This is a genomic window from Streptomyces sp. NPDC097640 (assembly GCF_040302705.1).
In the GTDB taxonomy this organism is placed as follows: Bacteria; Actinomycetota; Actinomycetes; order Streptomycetales; family Streptomycetaceae; genus Streptomyces.
The window spans coordinates 37,997-62,064 of the sequence record NZ_JBEOSB010000016.1 but is presented as its reverse complement, the minus strand read 5'-3'; the positions used below and the strand labels follow the sequence as shown (position 1 = coordinate 62,064).

At 72.0% G+C, this 24,068-nt stretch carries 20 protein-coding genes and 1 pseudogene; 10 read left to right on the top strand and 11 right to left on the bottom strand.

From position 1 onward, the window contains the following. The first annotated feature begins 65 nt into the window (after positions 1–65). Positions 66–2,105, top strand: a complete 2,040-nt coding sequence (locus ABTY62_RS24900; RefSeq protein WP_352131649.1) for a hypothetical protein — start codon at positions 66–68, stop codon at positions 2,103–2,105. Positions 2,106–2,134: 29 nt separating this feature from the next. Here the strand turns inward: ABTY62_RS24900 and ABTY62_RS24895 are convergent, their stop codons facing one another. Beyond that, positions 2,135–2,662 carry a DinB family protein gene (locus tag ABTY62_RS24895; protein WP_352131648.1) on the bottom strand — a complete coding sequence of 176 codons (528 nt, stop codon included), beginning with the start codon at positions 2,660–2,662 and terminating at the stop codon, positions 2,135–2,137. 169 nt (positions 2,663–2,831) lie between these two features. Between ABTY62_RS24895 and ABTY62_RS24890 the strand changes: the two genes are divergently transcribed. Continuing rightward, positions 2,832–3,428 (top strand): hypothetical protein, encoded by a 597-nt coding sequence (locus ABTY62_RS24890; RefSeq protein WP_352131647.1) that lies wholly within the window; start codon positions 2,832–2,834, stop codon positions 3,426–3,428. Positions 3,429–3,485: 57 nt separating this feature from the next. Here ABTY62_RS24890 and ABTY62_RS24885 read toward each other — a convergent pair. The 4 genes and pseudogenes from ABTY62_RS24885 to ABTY62_RS24870 all read right to left on the bottom strand — a co-directional run. Continuing rightward, a pseudogene (locus tag ABTY62_RS24885) lies at positions 3,486–4,865 on the bottom strand (alpha-amylase); the annotation flags it as partial. Positions 4,866–4,945: 80 nt separating this feature from the next. Beyond that, on the bottom strand, positions 4,946–5,776 hold the full coding sequence (locus tag ABTY62_RS24880; protein WP_352131646.1) for a sugar ABC transporter permease: 831 nt from the start codon (positions 5,774–5,776) through the stop codon (positions 4,946–4,948). A gap of 2 nt (positions 5,777–5,778) precedes the next feature. Continuing rightward, positions 5,779–6,828, bottom strand: coding sequence for a carbohydrate ABC transporter permease (locus ABTY62_RS24875; RefSeq protein WP_352131645.1), 1,050 nt, complete (start codon positions 6,826–6,828; stop codon positions 5,779–5,781). 12 nt (positions 6,829–6,840) lie between these two features. After that, entirely contained in the window at positions 6,841–8,127 is a 1,287-nt protein-coding gene (locus ABTY62_RS24870; protein ID WP_352131644.1) for an extracellular solute-binding protein, read from the bottom strand. A 272-nt stretch (positions 8,128–8,399) separates the two neighbouring features. On the opposite strand from ABTY62_RS24870, the gene ABTY62_RS24865 reads away from it, so the two are divergent. From ABTY62_RS24865 to ABTY62_RS24840, 6 genes are all read left to right on the top strand, one after another. Next, a complete protein-coding gene (locus ABTY62_RS24865; RefSeq protein WP_352131643.1) occupies positions 8,400–10,064 on the top strand; it encodes a glycoside hydrolase family 13 protein in 1,665 nt (554 codons plus the stop codon). 25 nt (positions 10,065–10,089) lie between these two features. Further along, a complete protein-coding gene (locus ABTY62_RS24860; protein ID WP_352131642.1) occupies positions 10,090–11,130 on the top strand; it encodes a LacI family DNA-binding transcriptional regulator in 1,041 nt (346 codons plus the stop codon). Positions 11,131–11,244: 114 nt separating this feature from the next. Further along, positions 11,245–12,111, top strand: a complete 867-nt coding sequence (locus ABTY62_RS24855) for a phosphatase PAP2 family protein (protein ID WP_352131641.1) — start codon at positions 11,245–11,247, stop codon at positions 12,109–12,111. Positions 12,112–12,410: 299 nt separating this feature from the next. Further along, entirely contained in the window at positions 12,411–13,202 is a 792-nt protein-coding gene (locus tag ABTY62_RS24850; RefSeq protein ID WP_352131640.1) for an HAD family hydrolase, read from the top strand. A gap of 92 nt (positions 13,203–13,294) precedes the next feature. Beyond that, positions 13,295–14,410 carry a threonine synthase gene (locus tag ABTY62_RS24845; RefSeq protein WP_352131778.1) on the top strand — a complete coding sequence of 372 codons (1,116 nt, stop codon included), beginning with the start codon at positions 13,295–13,297 and terminating at the stop codon, positions 14,408–14,410. Beyond that, positions 14,407–15,039 (top strand): helix-turn-helix transcriptional regulator, encoded by a 633-nt coding sequence (locus ABTY62_RS24840; protein ID WP_352131639.1) that lies wholly within the window; start codon positions 14,407–14,409, stop codon positions 15,037–15,039. The genes ABTY62_RS24845 and ABTY62_RS24840 overlap by 4 nt, the downstream gene beginning before the upstream one ends. On the opposite strand, the gene ABTY62_RS24835 is transcribed toward ABTY62_RS24840, so the two are convergent. Further along, a complete protein-coding gene (locus ABTY62_RS24835) occupies positions 15,018–15,734 on the bottom strand; it encodes a carbon-nitrogen hydrolase family protein (protein WP_352131638.1) in 717 nt (238 codons plus the stop codon). The two genes, ABTY62_RS24840 and ABTY62_RS24835, sit on opposite strands and share 22 nt — an antisense overlap. A gap of 66 nt (positions 15,735–15,800) precedes the next feature. After that, entirely contained in the window at positions 15,801–16,430 is a 630-nt protein-coding gene (locus tag ABTY62_RS24830; protein WP_352131637.1) for a TetR/AcrR family transcriptional regulator, read from the bottom strand. A gap of 104 nt (positions 16,431–16,534) precedes the next feature. Here ABTY62_RS24830 and ABTY62_RS24825 point away from each other — a divergent pair, with 104 nt between their 5' ends. After that, positions 16,535–17,497 carry a zinc-dependent alcohol dehydrogenase family protein gene (locus ABTY62_RS24825; RefSeq protein ID WP_352131636.1) on the top strand — a complete coding sequence of 321 codons (963 nt, stop codon included), beginning with the start codon at positions 16,535–16,537 and terminating at the stop codon, positions 17,495–17,497. Here the strand turns inward: ABTY62_RS24825 and ABTY62_RS24820 are convergent. The 3 genes from ABTY62_RS24820 to ABTY62_RS24810 form a co-directional block, all read right to left on the bottom strand. After that, positions 17,494–17,928 carry a PaaI family thioesterase gene (locus tag ABTY62_RS24820; RefSeq protein WP_352131635.1) on the bottom strand — a complete coding sequence of 145 codons (435 nt, stop codon included), beginning with the start codon at positions 17,926–17,928 and terminating at the stop codon, positions 17,494–17,496. The two genes, ABTY62_RS24825 and ABTY62_RS24820, sit on opposite strands and share 4 nt — an antisense overlap. 158 nt (positions 17,929–18,086) lie before the next feature. Beyond that, complete coding sequence (locus ABTY62_RS24815; protein ID WP_352131634.1) at positions 18,087–18,575, bottom strand: pyridoxamine 5'-phosphate oxidase family protein; 489 nt, start codon at positions 18,573–18,575, stop codon at positions 18,087–18,089. After that, positions 18,572–19,954: an MFS transporter gene (locus ABTY62_RS24810; protein ID WP_352131777.1), complete on the bottom strand. Its 1,383-nt coding sequence runs from the start codon at positions 19,952–19,954 to the stop codon at positions 18,572–18,574. The genes ABTY62_RS24815 and ABTY62_RS24810 overlap by 4 nt, the downstream gene beginning before the upstream one ends. Positions 19,955–20,140: 186 nt before the next feature. On the opposite strand from ABTY62_RS24810, the gene ABTY62_RS24805 reads away from it, so the two are divergent. Then, a complete protein-coding gene (locus tag ABTY62_RS24805; RefSeq protein WP_352131633.1) occupies positions 20,141–20,587 on the top strand; it encodes a winged helix-turn-helix transcriptional regulator in 447 nt (148 codons plus the stop codon). Between the two features lie 12 nt (positions 20,588–20,599). On the opposite strand, the gene ABTY62_RS24800 is transcribed toward ABTY62_RS24805, so the two are convergent. Continuing rightward, positions 20,600–23,953, bottom strand: a complete 3,354-nt coding sequence (locus tag ABTY62_RS24800) for a bifunctional [glutamine synthetase] adenylyltransferase/[glutamine synthetase]-adenylyl-L-tyrosine phosphorylase (RefSeq protein ID WP_352131632.1) — start codon at positions 23,951–23,953, stop codon at positions 20,600–20,602. Positions 23,954–24,068 lie beyond the last annotated feature (115 nt).

Here is a 24,068-nt window from a genome sequence, read left to right as displayed (position 1 = left end):
CGTGGCGCCGCCGGTGGCACCGCGCCCAGCGGTGACCATCGCATGCGGCGCTCGTTCTCCACACCGTGGAGCAGCAACAGGCGACAGCCAACCTCTCCGGCGATTCCCTCTCCCTCATCGACGTCGAGCAGGCCGAGGCCGCCATCGTCGAGCACTACCCGCGCCTGGTGCGGCTCGGCTACCTGGTGCTGCCGCCCGGCATGGGGCGCACGCGGCGGGTGTTGGCGGCGCACGCGCTCGCGCAGCGCGCGCTGCCCCGCAACCGGACGAACACGGGCGCGGATACGGGCGCGGATACGGGCGCGGACACGGTCGCGGATACGGACGCGGACACGGAGCCCGACAGCGGCGCCGGCTCCGGGCCCCGGCTGCCCGGGCAGCGCGCGCCGGAGAGCGCGGCGGTGGACGCCGGATACGCCTTCGTACGGCTGCGGGTGCTGCGCGGAGCGCTGCGCGCCGCGCGGCGGCGGCGCGGGCCGCTGGCCCCGGCGCTGCCGCGGGTGTGGGGGCTGCGGCTGTTCCCGCGGCCGGGCGGGGCCGATGAACTCGCCCTGGACAAGGCGCTGTCGGAGCTGTCGGGCCCGGGCCGCGCCGCGTATGTGCTGCGCGGCCTGGAGCGGTTGGGCGACCGCGAGGTGCGCGAGGTGCTGAAGGCCGCTGGGGTCGCCGACCCGCGGGACGCCCTCGCGGAGGCGGACACGGTGGAGGACCCGGCGGGCAGCCGGGACGGGGCGCTGCTGGAGTCCCCCGAGTTCGACCCGTGTTCGCTCCAGGCCCGGCCCACCGATCTGCTGCGGCGCCGCCAGCACGGGCGGGCGGCGCTGGCCGCGGGCGCCGCGCTGTTGGTGTGCGGCGCGCTGCTCGGCCTGCCGGGCGAGGGCTGGGGCCCGGGCGGCGCGGCAGCGCCCCCGTACGCGCGCAACCCGGCCTCGGAGCGGGCGCTGGACCCGGCCCGGCTGACCCGCGCCACGCCCGAGGTGTGGCGCACCGCGACCCGCGCCGACTTCTCGTCCTGGCCCGCGCGCGGCGACCGTACGGAGGACATGCCGCTGCTGCGCCGCGCGCTGGCCGTCTGGGCCCGGCCGGGCCGCTCGGTGCTGGTGTCGGCCACGCCCGGCACCCAGTCCGGCCCGCCGTCGGGGCCGCCGCAGCTGCTGTACGCGGGCGAGGTCGACCAGGTGACGGTGGTCCTGCTGTACGACGGGCTGCGGTTGGTGCGGTACGCCGAGCAGGGGCGCGGCGACGGCGGCCGCGTGGCGGTGGAGTTCGCGCGGGCCGACGCCGCCGACGCGGCCTCCTCGACCGCCCTGGTCATCACCCGCACGGACGGGAACGTCCGCTATCTGACGGCCCCTTGGGTGCGCCACCCCTCCGTACGCGACCTGGTGCGGCCCGGCGAGGCGGCGCGGCCGCTGCGGCTGGCGGCGGACGGGGTGACCGACCCGGTGCGCGCGGGCGGTGCGGGCCTGGTGCGCGGTCCGGGGCGGGCGCCGGACTGCGAGAGCTGGACGGCGCTGCGGCTCGGGTCGCGCCTGGTGACGGACCTGGGCGAGCTCGTCCCGGCCCGGCTGACGTACGGCGCTCCGGGCGGGCGGGCCGGCGGGCCGCGGGATGTGGCGGGCGCGCAGGCCCGGGAGGCCTGGGCGCACACCGCCTGCCGGCTGCCGCTGCTGCACGCGCGGGGCGTGCGCTCGGTGAACGCCTGGCGGTTCGCGGCGCAGCGGCTGCCCGAGGGCGGCGGCGCGGCGGACTGGGTGTGCACGCGCGCCGAGACCTGGCGGGGTGCGGGCGACCGGGTGCTGGCCCAGTTCCAGCCGCCGGCCAGGGACCCGGGCTCCCCGGCCGCGGTCGTCGCGAGCGCGGACGGCTCCCCGGCCTGCGGGCCGCGTGAGCCGCGGGTGCTGATGGGCGCGCTGTGGAAGTCGCGCACCGGGCGGTGGTATCTGCTGGCCGCGGGCAGCACCCAGGTGACCTCCGTCGCGGCGCGCGGCGATGTGCGGGGCAGGGCGGCGGGACGGCTGCTGGCGCTGCCCGCCCAGGCGGGCGACCAGGCCCGGCTGAGCGGCCGCCTGTCATCGGGCGGCCGGCTCACGGCGCTGCGCTGACGGGCGGGCCCGCGACGCTGCGCTGACGCTCAGTCCCGGGACGCCGCGCGGGCCAGCCTCAGCTGGCCTGTCTCGGCGGCGTTCTTCATGAGTTCGGCGTTCACCCAGCCGGCCATGTGGGCCACGCTGTACTGCGGGTCGCCCTGCCAGGGGAAGTGCGCGACGGCGTCCAGCTCGGCGTCGCCGAGCCCGTCCAGCACCTCCAGCCAGTCCTCGCGCAGCGCGCGCAGCCACTTGACGGCCGCCTGTCCGTCGCCCGGCCAGGTGACCTCGGTCCGCTCCTGGGGCGTCCGGCCCTCGGCGTGGTCGAGGGCCGTGCTCCACCACCAGCCGATGTGCCAGGTCAGCCAGGCGATGGTGGGGACCGGGACGGGATCGGGCTCGGTGTCGGCCCAGTCGGGCACCCACTTTCCGTCCGGCTGCTGACGCACCGTCCAGCAGTGGGCGGCGGGCTCCCACAGGAAGTCCTCCGGCTCCAGCCGTTCCAGGTGATACTCGAACAGGGCCCAGGTCAGCTCGAACTGCCAGCGCAGCAGGTCACGTCGGGAAGTGTGCACCCGCCGACCCTGACATACCGTCGCTCCGCCCGGAAAGCGATTATCCGCAGTACAGCGGAACTGATCCAGAGAACCCCGGTGAACGCTGGATTTCGACTTGCCGCGCGTGGAAGGCTCGCCGGGGTCCATAGAAATTCCGAATATTGAATCGGGTACGGCAGGATATCTCGTGCGGATAACGACTTCGATCGCCGCCACCGCCCTCGCGGTGCTGGCACTCACTCTGACCGGCTGCGGAAGCGACGACGGCGACGGAAAGTCGGCGGCACCGGCCAAGGAAGACAAGAGCGCCAGTCAGGCCGAGGAAACGGGCAAGCCCACGCCTTCCGGCACCGGTGAGTCGGACGATATGAAGTCCGCCGACCCCACGGCGACCCCGAGCCGCAGCAAGGCCCCCGGCAAGACCGTGACCCCAGTTCCCAGCCGCACCACCAGCGCGCCCAGCAAGGCCCCGGTCCCGAGCCGTACGAGCGTCGCCCCGCCCACCGCCTCCGGCCAGTTGGCGAGCATCCAGGGCACGTGGTACTACCGGGTGCGGGACAATAAGGGCGGCTTGATCACTATGAGGATCAACGGCGCGACCTTTGTCGTGAGCGGCAACGAAGGGACCTGCACCGGGACCATCAGCGCCTCGATGACCGCTTCCTTCACCTGCAAGGGCCAGACCTTGCACGGCACGGGCCAGGTCAGCAACGGCGGCCAGACCCTCACCCTCACCTGGAACAACGGTACCCCCGACCGGTTCAACCGCACCAAGCCCGCGTAACGGCGCAGGAGCCGCACATCAGCCGATGTGCGGCTCCGAACCAACGCCAGGAACTCAGCCGCAGCTCCTCGCGCCCGTGTGCAGGGCCACCGCGGTGTTGCTGCCGAGGGTGGCGGTGAACTGGCCGGAGGAGTTGACCGTGACGCCCCTGCCGCTCTGCACATCGCAGTAGTCGCCCGCGGGCAGCGAGGTCTGGAAGGTCCGGGTCAGCGAGCCGCTCTCGTGGTTGATGGCGACGTACGCCCTGTCACCGCGCCCGAAGGCGATGGCGTTGTTGCCGTTGTCCCACCAGTTGGTGACCGCCGTGCCGCGCGCCGTGTTGCGGAAGGCCACCATTTTGATGATCTCGGGCCATTTGTGCTGGCATTTCCAGCCGTCCTGCCAGCAGGCGTTCACCGTGCCCCCGTTGGGCGGCCCGGCGTCGTTGTCGGAGAACTCATAGCCGGAGTGGACGTCCGGGGAGCCGTAGGGCCAGGCCAGCATGAAGACGTTGGCGAGGGTGTAGTTGGCGTTGTCCTTGTAGGACAGGGTGGAGCCATTGCGCTCGGTGTCCCAGTTGTCGACGAAGACACCGGATTTATCCGAGGCCATATAGCCCCAGCCCTCGCCGAAGTTGTTGAGGTAGGCCAGTTTCTCGCCGGTGAAGACGCGCTTGAGATCGCGGCCGTAGCGGAATTCCTGGACATCGCCGTTGCCCAGGTACTCGGTCGGCGAGACGGCCTCGCCCGCGCCGTAGATGGCCTCCTGCTTCCAGTAGACGTTCGGGTTGCTGAGCTTGCCCTTGATCGCGGCCAGGTCGTCGGCGGCCATGTGCTTGGCGGCGTCGATCCGGAAGCCGTCGACGCCGAGCGAGAGCAGGTCGTTGAGGTACTGGGCGATCCGGTCGCGCACATACGGCTCGCCGGTGTCCAGGTCGGCCAGGCCCACCAGCTCGCAGCGCTGGACGTTCCAGCGGTCCTGGTAGTTGCTGATCTGCGCGGTGCAGTCGTCCATGTCCTGGGACTGGTAGATGCCGGGGTAGTCGTACTTGGTGTACGAGGAGCCGCCGGTGCCGGTGCCGGACCCCGCCGACATGTGGTTGATGACGGCGTCGGCGACGACCTTCACGCCCGCCGCGTGGCAGGTGTCGATCATGTTCTTGAAGGCGGCGCGGTCGCCGAGCCGACCGGCGATCTTGTAGCTGACGGGCTGGTACGAGGTCCACCACTGACCGCCCTGGATGTGCTCGGTCGCCGGGGACACCTCGACATAGCCGTAGCCGGCCGGCCCCAGCGTGCTGGTGCACTCCTTGGCCACCGAGTCGTACTTCCACTCGAAGAGTTCGGCGGTGACGTCCTTGTCGCCGGGCGGCGCGGCCTGCGCCTGCCCCGGCAGGGCGGCGGTCAGCGCGGCGCCCGCCGCCAGGGCGAGGGCTGCGGCGAGGGTTCTTGTGGCCATCGTTCCTCCTGCTGGGTGGGGGGAGTGCAAGGGACGATCGAGACACTGGAGACACTGCTGCAAGAACTTGCGCAAGGAACTTACGACTTGGTCGCGCCGGAGGTGAGCCCGGCGACCAGGTGGCGCTGGGCCCAGGAGAACACCAGGGTCGCCGGGATGGCGATCATGACGGCGGCCGCGGTCATGGAGCCCCAGTCCGAGCTGTACTGGTTGACGAAGGTCTGGAGCCCGGCCGAGAGGGTGAGGTTCTCCTCCCCCGTCATGAAGGCGGAGGCGTAGGCGACCTCGGCCCAGGCGGTGATGAAGGTGTAGAACCCGGTCACCGCGAGGCCCGGCTTGGCCAGCGGCACCACCAGCCGCCAGAAGGTGCCGAAGGGGTTGAGCCCGTCGACCCGGCCCGCCTCGTCGATCTCCACCGGGATGGTGTCGAAGAAGCCCTTCATCATCCAGGCGCAGAACGGCACGGCGACGGTGAGGTAGGTGACGATCAGGGCCACCGGCTGGTTGAGCCAGCCCAGCGTCGACATGATGTTGTACAGCGGGACGATGAGGATGGCCACCGGGAACATCTGGGTGATCAGCAGCAGCCACATCAGCGGGCGCATCCCGGGGAAGCGGAAGCGGCTGACGGCGTATCCGGTGGTGGCCGCCACGAACACGCCGAGCAGCGTGGTGATCACCACGATGAACAGCGAGTTGCCGAACCAGGTGAGGAACTCCGTATCGGCGAGGACATGGCGGTAGTTGGCGAACGTCGGGTTCTTCACCACGTCCGTGGAGAACGCCTCGCTCTTGGGCTTGAGGGAGGTCACCAGCAGCCACAGCGGCGGGAAGACCGCGACGGCGGAGGCGACGATCAGGGTCGCGTGCAGGCCGATCGAGGCCAGCGGGGAGCGTCGTTGGTCGCGCATGGTCACCACACCTCTCCCTGCCGGCGGAGCGCGCGGCGGTAGACCAGCGCGAAGAGCATGAGGATCAGCAGGATGAGTACGCCCCATGCGGAGGCGCCCGCGAAGTCGCGCGGGCTGTTGACGAACGACAGCCGGTAGGCGTACGTCACCAGGATCTCCGTGCTGTCGCCCGGTCCGCCGCGGGTGAGCAGGAAGATCACCGGGAACATGTTGAAGGTCCAGATGGTCGACAGCAGGACCACGGTGGAGCCGACCGACCGCAGCCCGGGCAGGGTGATGTGGCGGAACCGCTGCCCCGGCCCGGCCCCGTCCATCTCGGCGGCCTCGTACAGCTCACCGGGGATGGACTGCAATCCGCCGAGCAGCGCGACCAGCATGAACGGCACCCCGAGCCAGACGTTCACCGCGATCACCGCGATCTTGGCCATGGTGGGGTCGTTCAGCCAGGGCACGGCGTCGATGCCGCCGCCGTCCAGGATCTTGTTGAGGATGCCGTTCTTCTCGTTGTAGAGGAGGCGCCAGGCGAAGACCGAGACGAAGGCGGGGACGGCCCAGGGCAGGATCAGCAGCGAACGGTAGACGGCGCGGCCGGCGAAGGTGCGGTTCAGCAGGACGGCCAGGCCCAGGCCCAGCGCGAAGGTGACGGTGACACAGGCGACGGTCCAGGTCAGGGTCCAGCCGAGCCGGTCCCAGAAGACCTGGTCCTTGAGGATCGCGGTGAAGTTGTCCAGGCCGACGGACTTGTAGGTCGCGGGGATGTGGTTCATCCCGATGGTGCGCTCGACGTTCGCCTCGTTGGCGTCGGTGAACGAGAGGTAGAGGCCGCGCACCAGCGGATAGCCGATGATCAGCCCGATCACCAACACCACGGGGGCGACCATGGCCCAGGCGTACCAGTGGCGGCTCAGCGCGTTGCGGATCCGGCCGGGGGGCCGCCCGCCGCCCTTGCCGGTCCCGCCCGTCCTGCCCTTGTCAGCGGTCTCGCGGGCCGGGCCGCGGGCGCCGTTCGCGCCCGCGGCCGATCCCGCCGACTGCCCGGTCTCGACAGTCATCGTCGCGGGTCCCTACTTCCAGTCGCCCTTGAGGAGCTTGCGGTACGCGTCGCCGACCGCCTTCGCCGCCTTCTCGGGGGAGGTCTTGCCGGTCACCACGTTCGGGAACTGCACCAGGATCGCCTGGAAGAGGCTGTTCCCCTCGGGGATCCACGGGCGCTCGACGGCCTTGTCCACGGCCGACTTGAAGAACTTGACGTTGGGGTTGGCCGCGACCGCCTTGTCCGCGTAGACCGAGGTGCGGGTCGGCAGCAGGCTGAGCTTCTCGGTGGTCCTGGCCTGGACCTCGGGCGAGCTCATGTACTTGACGAAGGCGTAGGAGGCGTCCAGGTTCTTGGATCCGGCGTAGACGGTGAGGTTCTGGCCGCCCTGCGGGGAGCCCTGGGCCTTGCTGCCGGCCGGGACGGGGACCACGCCGAGGTTGTCCTTGTCGTCCTTGAACGCCTTGCCGGCCAGGGTGTCCTCGATCGCCCACGGCCCGTTGACGGTCATCGCGACATCGCCGTTCTTGATGGCGTTCTGCATGTTGTCCCAGCCGTCGGTGGCGTCGGTGACCGCCGCGCCGGACTTGACCAGGTCGCGGGCGGCCGCGAAGGCCCGGACGCCCGGCTCCTCGTCGACGGTGACCTTGTGGGCCTTGGTGTCCAGGAGGTCACCGCCCTCGCCGTAGATGAAGGGCAGGTACCAGTAGGCGTCGTCGCCGCGCAGGTAGAGACCGGTCTTGCCGGTCTTCTCCTTGATCTTCTTCGCGGCCGCCTCGAGCTCGGTCCAGCTGGTCGGCGGCTCGACGCCGGCCTCCTTCAGCAGCTTCTTGTTGTAGAAGAGGCCGAGGGTGTCGATGACCTGCGGCACGGCGTAGGTCTTGTCCTTGAACTTGGTGCCGGCGGCGGCCTTGGGCAGATAGTCCGACTCGTCTGCGAGCGCGGGGGTGCCGTCCAGCGGGGCCAGATAGCCGATGTTGGCGAGGTCCTGGGTCCAGGCGACCTCGGCGCGCAGCACGTCCGGGGCGCCGGAGCCGCCGCTGCCCGCGGCGTTCTTGAACTTGTTCAGCGTCTCGCCGAAGGGGACGTTGACGTAGTTGACCTTGACCTTCGGGTACTTCTTGCTGAAGTCCTCGGCGAGCTGCCGGTAGGTGCCCTTCTCGGCTTCGTTCGAGGTGTCCCAGTAGGTCACGGTGCCGGAGATCTCCCCGGAGGACTTCCCGCCCCCGCCGCTGCCGTTGTCGTTGTCACCGCCGCACGCGGTCGCCGCGAGCGCCATCGCCGCGACGAGTGCGGTGGTCGCTATGCCACGTCGCATCTGAACCCCTCCAAAGCCGGCCGCTCCATCGCGGCGCCGAGTTGCCGAGGAACGTAACAGGGATGCAAATGAGCCGAAAGACTTTGCAGCAGATTTCAGCAAGGACCCGGGATCGTTACCTCCGCGTGTCCCACTGGTAGCCGCTCTGGCGCTTGACTCGGGCGCCGATGCGCCCCGGCGCCGCCGGGACCTCACCCTGAGCCCCCGCCGGGACGCCCCGAGCCCCTGCAAACTCTTCCGCAAGGCATTGCAGAGCTGTTACGTTCACCGGCATGACCCAGGAGCTCACCACCTCCCCCCAGACCGAGACCGCGCGCCCGTCCAGCGGTGCGGACTGGTGGCGCGACGCCGTCATCTACCAGGTGTACGTACGGTCCTTCGCCGACAGCGACGGCGACGGCGTCGGCGACCTGCGCGGCGCCCGCGAACGGCTGCCGCACCTGGCCCGGCTGGGCGTGGACGCGGTCTGGCTGACCCCCTTCTACGCCTCGCCGCAGGCCGACGGCGGCTACGACGTGGCCGACTACCGCGCCGTCGACCCGCTGTTCGGCACCCTCTCCGACGCCGACGACCTGGTGCGTACCGCCCATGAACTGGGCCTCAAGGTGATCGTGGACATCGTTCCGAACCACACCTCCGACCGGCATGTGTGGTTCCAGGAGGCGCTCGCGGACCGGCCTCGGGGGGCGGCCCGCGAGCGCTACCACTTCCGCCCGGGCCGCGGCGCGGACGGCGAGCTGCCGCCCAACGACTGGGAGTCGGTCTTCGGCGGCCCGGCCTGGACCCGCACCACCGGCCCCGACGGCACCCCCGGCGAGTGGTATCTGCACCTCTTCGCGCCCGAGCAGCCCGACCTCAACTGGGACTGCCCCGAGGTCGCCGACGAGTTCGCGTCCGTCCTGAAGTTCTGGCTGGACCTGGGCGTGGACGGCTTCCGTATCGATGTCGCGCACGGCATGGTCAAGGCCCCTGGCCTGCCCGACATCGGCCGCACCGAGCAGGCCAAGCTGATCGGCGCGCAGGTGCTGCCGTTCTTCGACCAGGACGGGGTGCACGAGATCCACCGCTCCTGGCGGCGGCTGCTGGACTCCTACAGCCGGGCCCACGAAAGCGGCCCGGCGCGCATCGGCGTCGCCGAGGCGTGGGCGCCCACCTCCGAGCGGCTGGCGCTGTACGTGCGCCCCGACGAACTGCACCAGGCGTTCAACTTCCAGTTCCTCAGGTGCCCGTGGGACGCGGCGGCGATGCGCGAGGTGATCGACGAGTCGCTGGCCGCGACCGCCTCCGTGGGCGCCCCCACCACCTGGGTGCTCTCCAACCACGACGTGGTCCGGCACCCCACCCGCTACGCCGAGGACAGCCCCGCCCAGGGCCTGCGCCGGGCCCGGGCCGCGGCCCTGCTGATGCTGGCGCTGCCCGGCTCGACGTACATCTACCAGGGCGAGGAGCTGGGGCTGCCGGAGGTCATCGACCTGCCCGACGACTGCCGCCAGGACCCGGCGTTCTTCCGCACCTTCCGCGAGAGCGGCCAGGACGGCTTCCGGGACGGCTGCCGGGTGCCCATCCCCTGGGCGCGCGAGGGCGAGTCGTACGGCTTCGGCCCCGGCGGCAGCTGGCTGCCGCAGCCCGCCGACTGGCGGAATCTGTCGGTGGAGGCGCAGACCGGGGACCCGGACTCTACGCTGGAGCTGTACCGCGAGGCGCTCGCGGTGCGCAGGGAGCTGCCCGGCCTCGGCGACACCCCCATGGACTGGCTGGACGCGCCCGGCGGGGTGCTCGCGCTGTCCCGCCCGGGATTCGTGTGCACCCTCAACACCCTCGCGGAGGAGGTGGAAATGCCCGTCCCCGGGCGCGCGCTGCTGTCCTCGGCACCGCTGGAGTACGGGGCCGGCACCGTGCGCATTCCCGCCGATTCCTGCGCGTGGTGGGCAATCTGACATGCGACCGGTACAGTCCAGCCCCATGACCGCACGGCTCGCCGACATCGCAGCCCAAGCGGGGGTCAGCGAAGCCACCGTCAGCCGCGTCCTGAACGGCAAGCCCGGCGTGGCGGCGACCACCCGCGAATCCGTCCTGGCCGCACTCGACGTGCTCGGCTACGAGCGTCCGGTGCGGCTGCGGCAGCGCAGCGCGGGGCTGGTGGGCCTGATCACCCCCGAGCTGGAGAACCCGATCTTCCCGGCGCTCGCCCAGGTGATCGGCCAGGCGCTGACCCGCCAGGGCTACACCCCGGTGCTGGCCACCCAGACCCCGGGCGGCTCGACCGAGGACGAGCTGACGGAGATGCTGGTGGACCGCGGGGTGTCGGGGATCATCTTCGTCTCCGGGCTGCACGCGGACACCAGCGCCGATATGCAGCGCTACGACCAGCTGCGCGGCCAGGGCGTGCCGTTCGTCCTGGTCGACGGCTACTCCCCCAAGGTGCGGGCGCCGTTCATCTCGCCCGACGACCGGGCGGCGATGCTGCTGGCGGTGACCCACCTGGCCTCGCTCGGGCACACCCGGATCGGGCTGGCGCTCGGCCCCAAGCGGTTCGTGCCCGTACTGCGGAAGATCGAGGGCTTCCAGAACGCGATGCGCGAGCAGCTGGGGCTGGCTCCCGAGGAGTCCGAGGAGCTGATCCAGCACTCGCTCTACACGCTGGAGGGCGGCCAGGCGGCTGCGGGCGCGCTGATCGAGCGCGGCTGCACGGCGGTGGTGTGCGCGAGCGACATGATGGCGCTGGGGGCCATACGGGCGGCCAGGCAGCAGGGCCTGGAGGTGCCGCGGGACATCTCGGTGGTCGGTTTCGACGACTCGCCGCTGATCGCCTTCACGGACCCGCCGCTGACCACCATCCGCAAGCCCGTGCAGTCGATGGGCCAGGCCGCGGTGCGGGCCCTGCTGGAGGAGATCGGCGGCACCCCGGCCCCGCCCAGCGAGTTCGTGTTCCTCCCGGAGCTGGTGGTCCGCGGCTCCACGGCCTCGGCCCACGGGTCGGCGGCGCGAGGTGGCGGCGCATAACGGGCGTATGCCGGACTACGCCACATGCGGGGCGGCCCGGAGGGGGACATAAGGCGTCAATACCGGCCACGAGGGCGGTATCCCATGAGGTCGCTTCTGGCAGACTGTTGCCCTATGGGTGAAGCGACTGTGAGGACTCTGGCAGGCCGGACGGCCACTCCGTCGCCCATCGAGGGGAGCAACGCCGGAAGCGGCGTACGCCCGGGGCCGGTCCATACCCGCATGGACCGGCTGCGCACCCCTCGCAGACCCCGCCTCTGGTTCGAGATCCTCCTGGTCGCCGTCAGCTACTGGACGTACTCCCTGATCCGCAACGCCGTCCCGGAGCAGAGGCGCGAGGCGATGCGCAACGCCGACTCGGTCTATGACTGGGAGCACCGGCTCGGCCTGGCCTTCGAACACGGCGTCAACCACGCGATCGACTCGGTCAGCTGGCTGATCGTAGGAATGAACTACTACTACGCCACACTGCACTTCATCGTGACCCTCGGCGTGCTGGTGTGGCTCTACCACTGGCACCCGGGCCGCTATGCCGCCACCCGGCTGGTGCTCCTCGCGACCACCGGCGTCGCCCTGCTCGGCTATTACCTCTTCCCGCTGGCCCCGCCCCGGCTGATGGCCGGGGGCCACTTCATCGACACCGTCGTGGCGCACCACACCTGGGGGTCGATGGCCTCCGGGAATCTGGCCAACATGTCCAACCAGTACGCGGCGATGCCGTCCATGCACATCGGCTGGTCGCTGTGGTGCGGCGTCACCATCGCCACGCTGGCCCGCCCGGTGTGGGCGAAGGCGCTGGGACTGCTGTACCCGACGGCCACGCTGGTGGTGATCGTGGCGACGGCCAACCACTTCTGGCTCGATGCCGTCGGCGGCGTCATCTGCCTGTCGTTCGGCTTCACCCTGTCGGGGCTCTGGTACGGCAGGCTCTCCTACCGGCTGCCGAGGCAGGTGAAAGCCGGGGGGCTGAAGACGGCGTGAGCCCGGCTGTCAAGGCCGCTTGATCGCACCCGCCCGAGCCGCCATTCTGGCTCAGCATTCAGGGGCTCGATCACCGGCTCGGCCGTCCCGCGATGACGACGGGCCACGTTCGCGCGCGCCATCGCGCGCGTATCCGCGCATACCGCCGCGCCCCGAGGAGACGAAAGGGACACCGGCACGTGCACACCGCCGACGCCACACCGGCATCATCCGCATCCGCAAGACCTTCAGCACCCGCCGCCACCGGGATCCGCCTCCCGCGCCCCCGCTCCGGCTCCGCCGGCCCGCGCTTCCGGCTGGTGGCCACCGACCTCGACGGCACGCTGCTGCGCACCGATCTGACCGTCTCGCCCCGCACCCGCGCGGCCCTCGCCCTCGCGGGTGGCGCCGGGGCGACCCATCTGGTCGTCACCGGGCGGCCCGCCACCTCCTGCCGGGAGTTCCTGGTCGCCATCGGCTACCAGGGGCTCGCGGTGTGCGGTCAGGGCGCGCAGCTGTACGACGCCTCGGCGGACCGGCTGCTGGCCTCCGCGTCGCTCGACCTGGACCTGGCGCGAGCAGTGGTCAAGCGCACCGAGGAGGAGCTGGGCGGGCGTCCGCTGGAGCTGGCGGTGGTCACCGCCGCGCCCGAGAACCGCTTTGTGATCACGCCGCGCTTCACCGACCGGATGCGCCCCGACTGGGGGCTCGTCGGCAGCCGGGACGAGTTGTGGGCGCAGCCGATCGAGAAGGTGCTGATGCGCCACCGCGGGCTGCCCGACGGCCGGGTCGCTGCGGCCGCGGCGCTGGCGGGCGGGGACGAGGTGTCGGTGACGCACTCCGAGAAGGGCATGATCGAGGTGTTGCCGGCGGGGGTGGACAAGGCCCTGGGGCTGGGGCGGGCGGCGGAGCGCTTGGGCTTCTCGCCCGCGGACACGATCGCCTTCGGCGATATGCCGAACGACATACCGATGCTGAACTGGGCCGAGTACGGGGTCGCGATGGGCAATGCGCACCCGGACCTGATAGCGGTGGCGGACGAGGTGGCGCCGGACCACGACGAGGACGGGGTGGCGGCGGTCCTGGAGCGGCTGTACGCGAGCCCCGCCTGATTCCCACCCCACCATCCTTGACCAATCTTCTACAAGTAAACAGACTATCTAAAGTGCATCCTGAACCTCACTCTCCCGACCACCCCCAGTACCTGGACGAGCGGTCCGGCACCCGCTACCCGCTCACCGACCCGCGCTGGTGCGGCGACGACGGCGCCCCGCTGACCGTCTCCCCCCTGCCCGGCATCACCCGCGAGGACGTGGACACCGGCACCCGTTCGCTGTGGCGCTACCGCGCGGCCCTGCCCGTGGACATCGCCGCCCCGGTCTCGCTCGGCGAGGGCTGCACCCCCCTGGTCGAGAAGGCCTGGGGCGAGGTCCCGGTCCGCTTCAAGCTGGAGTGGTTCAGCCCCACCGGCAGCTTCAAGGACCGCGGCACCAGCGTGATGATCTCCCTGCTGGCGCAGCGCGGCGTGCCGGAGGTCCTCGAGGACAGCTCGGGCAACGGCGGGGCCTCGGTCGCGGCGTACTGCGCGGCGGCCGGCATCCGGGCCACGATCCTCGCCCCCAAGTCCACCTCCCCCGCCAAGGTGCTCCAGAGCCGCGCGTACGGGGCGCGCGTGGAGCTCGTCCCGGGCGACCGGGACGCCACCGCCGCGGAGGCACTGCGCCGTTCGGAGCGTACGTACTACGCGAGCCACAACTGGCACCCGTTCTTCCTCCAGGGCACCAAGACCCTCGCCTACGAGCTGTGGGAGGACCTGGGCTTCGCCGCCCCGGACAACGTGATCACCGTGGCCGGCGCCGGCTCCACCGTCCTGGGCTGCGACATCGGCTTCTCCGAGCTGCTGGCCTCCGGCCAGATCCGGCGCCGCCCCCGGCTGCTGGTCGCCCAGCCCGCCAACTGCGCCCCCATCCACGCGGCGTTCCACCAACAGGTCCCCGTCCCCTTCGCGCCCACCGTCGCCGAGGGCACGGCCATCCGCGAGCCGATCCGGCTGCCGGAGGTCGTCCAGGCCGTCCGCCGCTCCGAGGGCGACATGGCCGCCATCCCGGAGGACGACATCGCCACCGCGGTCCGCCGCCTGGCCGCCATGGGCCTGTACGCGGAGCCCACCAGCGCGACCGCGGCCGCCGCGATCGACGTCTTCCGCGCCCGGGGCGCGATCCGCCCGGGCGAGACGACCGTCGTGCTGCTGACGGGCTCGGGGCTCAAGGCGGCGACCACGATGGGCGGGCTCTTCGCCGACCAGGGAGACACACCATGACCACCGAGGACGACCTGCTCCTGCGCGAGGCCGAGAAGATCGTCGTCGCCATCGGCCGGATGTTCCCGGGCCTGTGCGAGGTCGTCCTGCACGACCTTCGCGACCCCGAACGCGCCATCCGGGCCATAGAGAGCAACCTCTCCGGCCGCTCCGTCGGCGACCCCGCCACCGAGCTCGGCATCGCCCGCATCCAGGACCCCGGCTTCCCCGACATCGTCCAGAACTACCCCAACCGCTTCCCCGACGGCCGCCCGGCCAAGAGCACCTCGATCGGCATCAAGAACAGCGCGGGCGAATACATCGCCGCCATCTGCCTCAACCTCGACGTCTCGCTGTTCGCCAGCGTCGCCCGCAGCCTCAACAACCTGGTCAGGACCGACGACCAGGAACAGCCCCTCACCGAAACCCTGCGCGCCCGCACCGCGGACGAACTCCGCACCGTCATCGAGGAGTTCGCCGCGGCCCGCGGCCACACCCCGCGCAGCCTGGGCTCCGCCGCGAAGAAAGAACTCGTACGCTCCCTCAAGACGCGCGGCTTCCTCCAGGTCAAGCACTCCGTGCAGGTGGTGACGGAGCTGCTGGGGGTCTCCCGGGCGACGGTCTACAACTACCTGCGCTCAGCCGACTGAGGACGACCGTCGAACACGGCCCGAGCGACATCGTCGGGGGCGGCACCCGCCTCGGCGATCAGCTCCCCGCCGGAGGACCAGATGCCCGAGCGGCCGGACGTACGGTCGAAGCCACCGCCGGTCGGCCCCGCGAAGGCGGCCGTGGCGACCCACACGCCGTGGTCGGCGGCGACCCGGCGGGCGCGCTCGCCGTGGAGACCGGCCTCGCGATCGGCGTGGACGACCCCCGCCACGTAGCCGTCGATGCCCAGCGCGGCGGTCCGCGCGGCGTGCTCGGGAATGCCGGTGTCACGGCAGATCGCGAGCCCCAGCCGCCAGCCGTCCACCTCGATCACGGCGGGCTCGCCGGGCACGAAGTGGGCGGCCTCGCTCCCGTGCAGATAGACCTTCCCGTAGACGGCCCTCGCCCCTTCCCCGTCCACCGCCAGCATGCCGATGCACGGACCGGGCACGGGAGCGCCGACCAGGGCGACCGTCCCGGCCTCGGCGCACGCGGCGACGATCGGAGCCAGCCGTTCGTCGTCCGGCGCGACCGGCACCGCGTCCAGCTCGTACCCCGTCAGCGACATCTCGGGGAACACCACCACCCGCGCGCCCGCCGCCCGCACGGCCTCCGCATGCGCCGCCGCGTTGGCCCTCACGTCGTGGGCCACGCAGCGCGGCTGCGCCACCGCGATGGTCAACCGCTGCTCCACCCTGACACCCCTCGTCTTATCGAGTCGTACGAATGATGAGCTCAAGGTAGTCCGGCTTCCGGCTGCTCAAGTAGTCGGTGCGGCGGGGGCCAACCGGGCCGCCGGCGGTAGCGGCGAGCGTTCCGGGGACGCCTGGAATGCCTGGATCATGAACGCGGCGAAGCGCCGGGACGCCGCGACCTGAGCGGTCGTCGATGCGGCGCGAATGCCTCTGTTGGCCATCAGCATGACGAACAGGTCGTCGAGGACGAAGTCGGCGCGCAGGCGCCCGGCGTCCTTGGCACGGTCGGCCAGTGCGGCGATCGAGCGCAGCACGTGCGCCCGGTCCATGACGGCATCCGTCGGATCGGGGAAAGCCTCCAGGAAGGCTTCGGTGAAGCCTCGGTTGCGCGCGTGCAGCTCACAGGTCTTCTCGATCATGAAGCAGAAGCCCTGCCACGGATCCGGGTCGGCGAGCGCCTCGTCGACGATGGCGTGGCAGGCGCGCGTCTCTGCCGCGAAGGCCTCGGTGACCAGGGTCTGCTTGGTCGGGAAGCGGCGGTACAGGGTGGCGGGGCCGATCCCGGCGTGCCGGGCGACCTCCCGCATCGGCACGTTCAGGCCCTCGGCGGCGAACAGGGCGCGGGCCGCGTCGAGGATGCGTTCGCGGTTCTCGAGGGCGTCGGAACGCAGAGGCTGAGGCAAACGGTCCGTCATCGCTCTCACTTTACCTAAACGGACGGTGGCGTCCGTTAGCGTCCGTCGTGGCCGGGGCTCGACACCCGGACCTGTCCCGATCGATCCCGGAGCGAGGAGACGGCATGAAGGCGGTAGCGATCCAGAGGTTCGGAGGTCCCGAAGGCCTGGAAGTCGTCGACGTGCCCGCCCCGGCTCCCTCCGCCGGCCAGGTGCTGGTCGCCGCGGAGGCGATCGGCGTCGGCGGCGCCGACACCCTGATCCGAAAGGGCGGTCTCACCGACTACGGCTTCAGGCACGGCCATATCCCCGGCAGCGAGCTGGCGGGCACGGTCACCGCGGTCGGTGACGGCGTCGATGCGTCATGGATCGGGCGGCGCGTGTGGGCCTTCACCGGCATGGGCGGCGGTTACGTCGAGCAGGCCACAGCATCGGTCGAGGAGGTTCTTCCCCTCCCCGAGGATCTGTCCGCTGCCGAGGCGGTGACGCTCGGGAGTTCCGGGCCGGTCGCGCACTTCGGTCTTGCCCATGCCCGCTTCGCTCCCGGCGAGTCGGTGCTGGTGCGCGGCGCGGCCGGCAGCATCGGGATCATGACGGTCCAGCTCGCGGCTCGTGGCGGTGCCGGTGCGGTGGCGGTCACGACGTCGTCGGCCGAGCGCGGTGACCGCCTGCGCGAGTTCGGCGCGACCCATGTGCTGGACCGCTCCGGCGAGGGAGGCGAGGACGCCCCGGAGGGCTACGACGTCATCATCGACATCGTCGCCGGAGCGGACATGTCTTCGTTCTTCGACAGGCTCAACCCGAACGGCCGCATGGTGGCCGTCGGCGCGGTCGCGGGCCTGCCGCCGGCGGACTTCGGCGCGAAGATGATGGCGGCGTTCCAGAAGTCGTTGTCGTTCGCCGTCTTCAGCACGGCCACCGTGGCCGCACCCGATCTGCGTGCCGTACGGGCCGGGCAGCTCGCCGCCGCGAGCCGCCGCGAACTGCCCACGGTGGTGCACGAGTTGCTGCCGCTTGAGCAAGCCGTTCTGGCGCACCGGAAGATGGACGCCGGTGAGGTGTTCGGCCGGATCGTGCTGACGCCCTAGCTCGTGGCGCCACCCTTCGCGGCGAGCACGATCTGGGTCTGGGTGGTCTGCCCCACGAGCCGGTCCCTGTCGTCCCGCAGGTCGGTCTGTACGACGATGAGGGTGCCGCCGACGTGCAGGGGGCGGGCCGTGGCGTGGACTCGTCCGGAGGCGACCGCCCGCAGGAAGTTGGTCTTGGACTCCACCGTGGACGTTCCGGCGCCCCGCGGGAGGTTGAGGTAGGCGCAGACGGCGCCGACGGAGTCGGCCAGCGCCATCAGCGCTCCGCCGTGCAGGATTCCGCCCGCGGTGCACGACTCCGGTGACCAGGGCAGACTGCCCACGGCCCGGTCGGGGGCGGCCTCGTGGAGCTCGATGCCCAGCTGTGCCGCGAAGGGCATGGCCGCCAGGAGGGCGGCGGGGCTGAGGGCTGCCGTCTCGGAAGGGGGCATGGGGTGCTGCCTTTCGGGTTCGGGTACGCGTCCTCGGGCACGCCACCGTGATCGTGCGGCGCACCGGCCGCCGTCAGTGTGACAGCTAGCTGATGGTGCTGTGCCCCTCTTCCGGCGGAAGCGCCCCCGGCCCGAGGCCGGGGGCGCACCGGCGGGCTCTACGCACCGCCTCCGGCCGTCCACATCTTGCTGCGCAGATCCGTGCCGCGCAGCACCTGCACCCGCCATGGCTCGATGCGCAGCACGTGGTACTCCGGGTCCGTCGGCCCGCCGCGCCAGTAGCCGCGGGGGTCGTAGCCGACGCCGGGCGGGCTGCCCTTGCGGTAGAGCTCCCAGGCATGGCGCTTGGTGGGCTCGTCCTCGACCCAGGTGGAGACGCTGTCGACGAACACGGCGTTCTGGCGAGGGCTCCAGTAGGAGTAGGTGGTGTGCGGATTGTTCGCCAAGTGGGCCGACTTCACCGGTGTCCTGTAGGCGGCCAGCCAGCCGACGGGGCGGCCGTCGACGAGCTCCCAGACGGGGAGGAGCACGCGGGCCCGGGGGCGGTTCCTCCTGTCGACGGTGATCATGGTCGCGTACCCGATGTCGCTGACGTACTGGAAGAACTCGCGCCCGATATCGGAGAAGGAGCCGACCTTCAGCGTCATGCCGCCGCCCCTTCACCGGAACGGGCGCGCAGGCCGAACGCGCTGATGAGCGCGGCCAGGACGGCCGCGGCGAGCGGGACCAGCAGCGCGGCGCGGTAGCCGTCGAGCAGGGCCTGGGGGGACCCGCCGTCGCCCGTGGCGGCGACGTTGACGGCGGTGACGGTGGACAGGCCGAGGGCGGCGCCGAACTGGAAGGAGGTGTAGAGCAGGCCTCCGGCCAGGCCCTGCTCCTCCTCCCGGACGCCTTCGGTCGCGACGATGGTGAGCGGGCCGTACGCCAACGAGAAGGCCAGGCCGAGGGTGATGAGGCTGGGGAACATCGCCGCGTACGTCCAGTCCTCGCCGACCGGCAGGAACAGGGCGTACGACAGCGCCGCCAGCACCAGGCCGCCGAAGATGACCCGGGCGTTGCCGAAGCGGCTGACGAGCCTGGGGGTGAGCGTGGGTGAGAGCGCGGCGTCGATGCCGATCACCAGGAGCGCGAGGCTGGTCTCGACCGTGGACCAGCCGCGCAGCTCCCGCAGATACAGCACGGCGATGAACTGGAAGCCGAAGAAGCCCCCGGCGAAGAGCAGCGCCGCGAGGTTGGCGCGTACCAGGGAGCCGCTGCGGAAGATCCCCAGCCGCACCAGCGGGACGGCCGCCCGGCGTTCGGTCAGCACGAAGACGGTGAGGAGCAGGAACCCGGCGGCGAGGGTGGAGAGCGTCTGGCCCGGGCCGGTGTGGGCGGCGCGTTCGACGGCGAGGACGAGGAGCACGATCGCACCGGTCACGGTGAACGCCCCGAGCAGGTCGACGCGCTGCCCGGTGCGGTCGGGCCGCCCGGACCTGGGGACGAGCGCCAGCGCGACGAGCAGGATGAGGAACGACAGGACGACGGGCGCGAAGAACACCCAGCGCCAGTCGGCCGAGGCCAGCAGCCCGCCGACGACCAGGCCGACGGAGAAGCCACCGGCCGCGGTGCCGGAGTAGACGAGGAGGGCCCTGTCGCGCTGCGGCCCCTCCTCGAAGCTGGTCGTGATGATGGACAGCCCGGCCGGGGTCATGAACGCGGCCGCGACCCCCGTCACAAAGCGGGCGACGATGAGCGTCGCCCCGTCGTCGGCAAAGCCGCCGAGGCCGGAGAAGAGCAGGAACACGGTCAGCCAGAACAGGAACATCTGCCGGCGGCCGAAGAGGTCCGCCGCCCGTCCGCCCAGCAGCATGAACCCGCCGTAGCCCACGACGTACGCGCTCATCACCCACTGGAGTTCACCGGTGGACATCCCCAGGTCGGCGCGGATGGACGGCAGGGCCACATTGAGCATGGCCACATCGATGCCCTCCAGGAAGATCGCTCCGCACAGCACAAAGAGCACTCCCCACGCGCGCCCGCTCAAGCGGGCGGCGCCGGACTCCAGGACGGTGTTCTGCGGTGGTGACGCGGACACAGCAAAGCTCCTTGACGCAGGAAGGACAGGAAGAAAGAGGAAAGGAGAAAGAAGAGGGGACGCGTCGCGCGGTTACCGGGACGCCTGTCAGTTCCCTCTTGTTACCGCCTCGATCCTGATGCACCCTGAACGACCATGGAAGAAGGCACTTTGAAGTCACCGAGTCACTGCACGGGAACCGACGACGACCACGCCCGCCAGTGGGACACCCGGGAGGGCTGCGAGGTCCGCCAGATCCTCGACCGCGTGGCCGACAAGTGGTCGCTGCTCGTCATCGCCCTGCTGGACCGCCGCACCCTGCGCTTCACCGAGCTGCGCCGCGAGATCGACGGGATCAGCCAGCGCATGCTGACCGTGACGCTGCGCCAGCTGGAGCGCGACGGGCTGGTGCGCCGTACGGTGCACCCGGTCGTCCCGCCGCGCGTGGACTACCAGCTCACTCCGCTGGGCGCGACGCTGCACGACACCATCCAGGCGCTCGTCACCTGGACCGAGGACCACCAGGACGAGATCGCCGCCGCCCGGACCGAGTACGACCAGCGCGCCGCCGAGACCGAGCAGTTGGCGGTGGCCCGGGCCTGAGAGCCGGGCCGGTCAGCCCTCGTAGTCGTAGAACAGCCGGTCCACCACGGCCCGCGCCCGCCGCGTGGTGCGCCGGTAGTCGTCGAGCATCTGGCCGACCATCCCGGGGCCGTAGCCCAAGTAGCGGGACACCGCCGCCAGTTCGCGGCTGTCGCCGGGGAAGGTGTCGCCGGGGCGGCCGCGGACCAGCATGATGCCGTTGCGGGCGCGGGTGGCCAGCACCCAGGCCTCGTCCAGGGTCTGCGCGTCCTCCGCGCCGATCAGCCCGGCGGCGTGGGCGGCGGCCAGCGCCTCGCGGGTGCGGGTGGTGCGCAGGCCCGGCTCGGCCCAGCCGTGGCGCATCTGGAGCAGCTGCACCGTCCACTCGACGTCGGACAGGCCGCCGCGGCCCAGCTTGGTGTGGGTGGTGGGGTCGGCGCCGCGCGGCAGGCGCTCGGACTCCATCCGGGCCTTGAGCCGCCGGATCTCGCGGACCGCGTCGTCGCCGAGGCCCTCGGCGGGGTAGCGCAGCGGGTCGATCAGCTCGATGAAGCGGGCGCCCAGGTCGGAGTCGCCCGCGACCGGCTCGGCGCGCAGCAGCGCCTGGCTCTCCCAGACCAGCGACCAGCGCCGGTAGTAGGCGGCGTACGAGCCGAGGGTGCGCACCAGCGGGCCGGACTTGCCCTCCGGCCGCAGGTCGGCGTCGATGGCCAGCGGCGGGTCGACCGTGGGCAGCTGGAGCAGCCGCCGCATCTCGTTGGCCACGGCGAACGCGGCGCGCGAGGCTTCCTGTTCGTCCACGCCCTCGCGCGGCTCGTGGACGAACAGCACGTCCGCGTCCGAGCCGTAGCCCAGCTCGTGGCCGCCGAAGCGGCCCATGCCGATGACCGCGAAGCGGGTGGGCAGTTCGTCGCCCCAGGTCTCGCGCACGGCGGCGCGCAGCGCGCCCGCGACCGTCGCGGCGTTGAGGTCGGAGACGGCGTCCCCGACCAGGTCGACCAGCGACGCCGGGTCGAGGGGCGGCGGTTCGGTGGCCACTCCCGTACCGGAGGTCGCTCCCGTACCGGCGACAGCTCCCGTAGCGGCGGTCGCCCGCTTCGTCCCCCCGGCGGGCCGGAGGGTGCCGGGGATCCCGGGGGCGCCGGGCCGCGCGGGGTGGGCGCCGCCGCCGGGCGCGGTGAGCGGCCCTGAGCCCGCCGGCCCGGTGCCCGCCCCGGCGCCGCCCGGCGGCGGGAGGCTCACCGACGGCTGTACGGCGCCGTTGGCCAGGCGCGCGCTCTCGATGATGTCGGCCGCCGCGGTACGGAACAGCTCGCGCCGCCGCACCCCGCGCGCCGCCGCGACCGCCGCCTCCGCGCCCTCGGCGCGGCCGACCGCCGCGAGGGTCTCCTGCTCCAGGTGGGGACGGCCGCGCGGCCGCAGCCCCTCCGGGTCGCCCAGCAGGGCGACCGCCTCGGGGGCGCGCAACAGCAGGTCGGGGGCGAGCCGCCCCGCGGACAGCACCCGCGCCAGATTCTCGGCGGCGGCGCCCTCGTCGCGCAGCAGCCGCAGATACCAGGGCGTCTTGCCCAGCGCATCGGAGACTTTGCGGAAGCCCAACAGCCCGGCGTCCGGATCGGCGGAATCGGCGAACCAGCCCAGCAGCACGGGCAGCAGCGTACGCTGAATCGCGGCTTTCCGGGTCACACCGGACGCCAATGCCTCCAAATGACGTAGGGCGGCGGCCGGATCGGCATAGCCGAGGGCCTCCAGACGCTGGCCCGCGGCCTCGGGGCTGAGCCGGGTCTCGCCGGGCTCCAGTTGGGCGACCGCGTCCAGCAGCGGCCGGTAGAACAGCTTTTCGTGCAGTCGCCTGACCTCGCGCGCATGGCGTCGCCAGGCCGCGCCGAGTGCGGCCACCGGCTCCGTGTGGCGGTCCCAGTCGTAGAGCCTGGCCAGCGAGCGGCCCAGGCGCCGCAGATCGGCCTCGTCCTCGGGCACCAGGTGGGTGCGGCGCAGCCGGTACAGCTGGATGCGGTGCTCCAGGGAGCGCAGAAAGCGGTACGCGGCGTCCAGCGCGGCGGCGTCGGAGCGCCCCACGTAGCCGCCCGCGGCCAACGCCGCGAGCGCGTCGAGCGTGGTGCCGCTGCGCAGCTTCTCGTCGGACCGCCCGTGCACCAACTGGAGCATCTGGACGGCGAATTCGACATCGCGCAGACCGCCAGGGCCCAACTTGAGCTCGCGGTCTATCTCGGTGACGGGGATGTTCTCGACGACGCGGCGGCGCATCTGCTGCACATCGGGGACGAAGTTCTCGCGCTCGACGGCCTGCCACACCATGGGCGCGAGGGCGTCCACGTACGCCTGGCCGAGCTCGGCGTCGCCCGCGACCGGACGGGCCTTCAGCAGCGCCTGGAACTCCCAGGTCTTGGCCCACCGCTGGTAGTACGCCATATGGCTGGACAGAGTGCGCACCAGCGGCCCGTTGCGGCCCTCGGGGCGGAGGTTGGCGTCGACCGGCCAGATGGTGCCCTCGACGGTGGACTCGGAGCAGATCCGCATCAGCCGGGAGGCGAGCCGGGTCGCGGCCTGCACGGCCTTGCCCTCCTCGATCCCCTCAGCGCCTACAACTCCTTCGGCGGCTTCGGCGACGAAGATGACGTCCACATCGGAGACGTAGTTGAGTTCGCGGCCGCCGCACTTGCCCATGCCGATCACGGCGAGCCGGCAGGCGGCGGCGTCCTCGGGCTGCTCCTCGGCGGCGATCTCCAGCGCGGCGCGCAGCGTGGCCGTGGCCAGGTCGGCCAGCTCGGCGGCCGCCTGGGCCACATCGGTGGTGCCGCACACATCGCGGGCGGCGATGGCCAGCAGCGCGCGGCGGTAGGCGACGCGCAGCGCGTCGGGCCGGGGCCGGCCCGCGCCGGACGGGCCCCAGATGCCCTCGGCCAGGGCCTGCTCGAACTCGGGCGTGGTTGGGTGCAGATCCGCCGACTCGTACATCACCAGGGCCTGCCAGTCCTCCGGGTGCCGGGCGAGGTGATCGCCCAGCGCCTCGGACGCGCCGAGCACCCCGAGCAGCCGGTCGCGCAGCGGCTTGGCGGTGACCAGGGTGTCCAGCAGCGCCTGCCGCGAGCCGTCGACCACCCCGCCCGCCGCCTCGGCGGGAGCCCCGGTGGGAGCCCCGGCGGGACCCCCGGTGGCGGGCAGCGCCTCGACGAGCCGTACGAGCCCGCGCAGCGCCAGGTCGGGGTCGGCGGTCGCGCCCAGCGCCTCCAGCAACACCGGGTCACTCCGTACGCCGGACAGCTCGGGCGAGTCCAGCTCCCGCTGGGCGGCGGAGGGGTCGGTGAAGCCGTGCCGCAGCAGCCGGGTGAAGTTGCTGCTCCTGCGTCCCTGCGGTACGGACATGCCGCCGCCTCCCGTGCCTCTCGAGTGCCGCCGCCCACGGTCCCGCGCCCCGGGTGACCAGGGCGGGCCCGATGACGAGCCTAGGCCCTGCGGGGCATGTCGTGACGTGTGGGAT

Coding starts and splice junctions, on each gene's coding strand:
- ABTY62_RS24880 (WP_352131646.1), bottom strand. CDS start 5,776: ATGCGCGACCAACGACGCTCCCCGCTGGCCTCGATCGGCCTGCACGCG.
- ABTY62_RS24875 (WP_352131645.1), bottom strand. CDS start 6,828: ATGACTGTCGAGACCGGGCAGTCGGCGGGATCGGCCGCGGGCGCGAAC.
- ABTY62_RS24870 (WP_352131644.1), bottom strand. CDS start 8,127: ATGCGACGTGGCATAGCGACCACCGCACTCGTCGCGGCGATGGCGCTC.
- ABTY62_RS24865 (WP_352131643.1), top strand. CDS start 8,400: ATGACCCAGGAGCTCACCACCTCCCCCCAGACCGAGACCGCGCGCCCG.
- ABTY62_RS24860 (WP_352131642.1), top strand. CDS start 10,090: ATGACCGCACGGCTCGCCGACATCGCAGCCCAAGCGGGGGTCAGCGAA.
- ABTY62_RS24855 (WP_352131641.1), top strand. CDS start 11,245: ATGGGTGAAGCGACTGTGAGGACTCTGGCAGGCCGGACGGCCACTCCG.
- ABTY62_RS24840 (WP_352131639.1), top strand. CDS start 14,407: ATGACCACCGAGGACGACCTGCTCCTGCGCGAGGCCGAGAAGATCGTC.
- ABTY62_RS24830 (WP_352131637.1), bottom strand. CDS start 16,430: ATGACGGACCGTTTGCCTCAGCCTCTGCGTTCCGACGCCCTCGAGAAC.
- ABTY62_RS24825 (WP_352131636.1), top strand. CDS start 16,535: ATGAAGGCGGTAGCGATCCAGAGGTTCGGAGGTCCCGAAGGCCTGGAA.
- ABTY62_RS24820 (WP_352131635.1), bottom strand. CDS start 17,928: ATGCCCCCTTCCGAGACGGCAGCCCTCAGCCCCGCCGCCCTCCTGGCG.
- ABTY62_RS24815 (WP_352131634.1), bottom strand. CDS start 18,575: ATGACGCTGAAGGTCGGCTCCTTCTCCGATATCGGGCGCGAGTTCTTC.
- ABTY62_RS24805 (WP_352131633.1), top strand. CDS start 20,141: ATGGAAGAAGGCACTTTGAAGTCACCGAGTCACTGCACGGGAACCGAC.
- ABTY62_RS24800 (WP_352131632.1), bottom strand. CDS start 23,953: ATGTCCGTACCGCAGGGACGCAGGAGCAGCAACTTCACCCGGCTGCTG.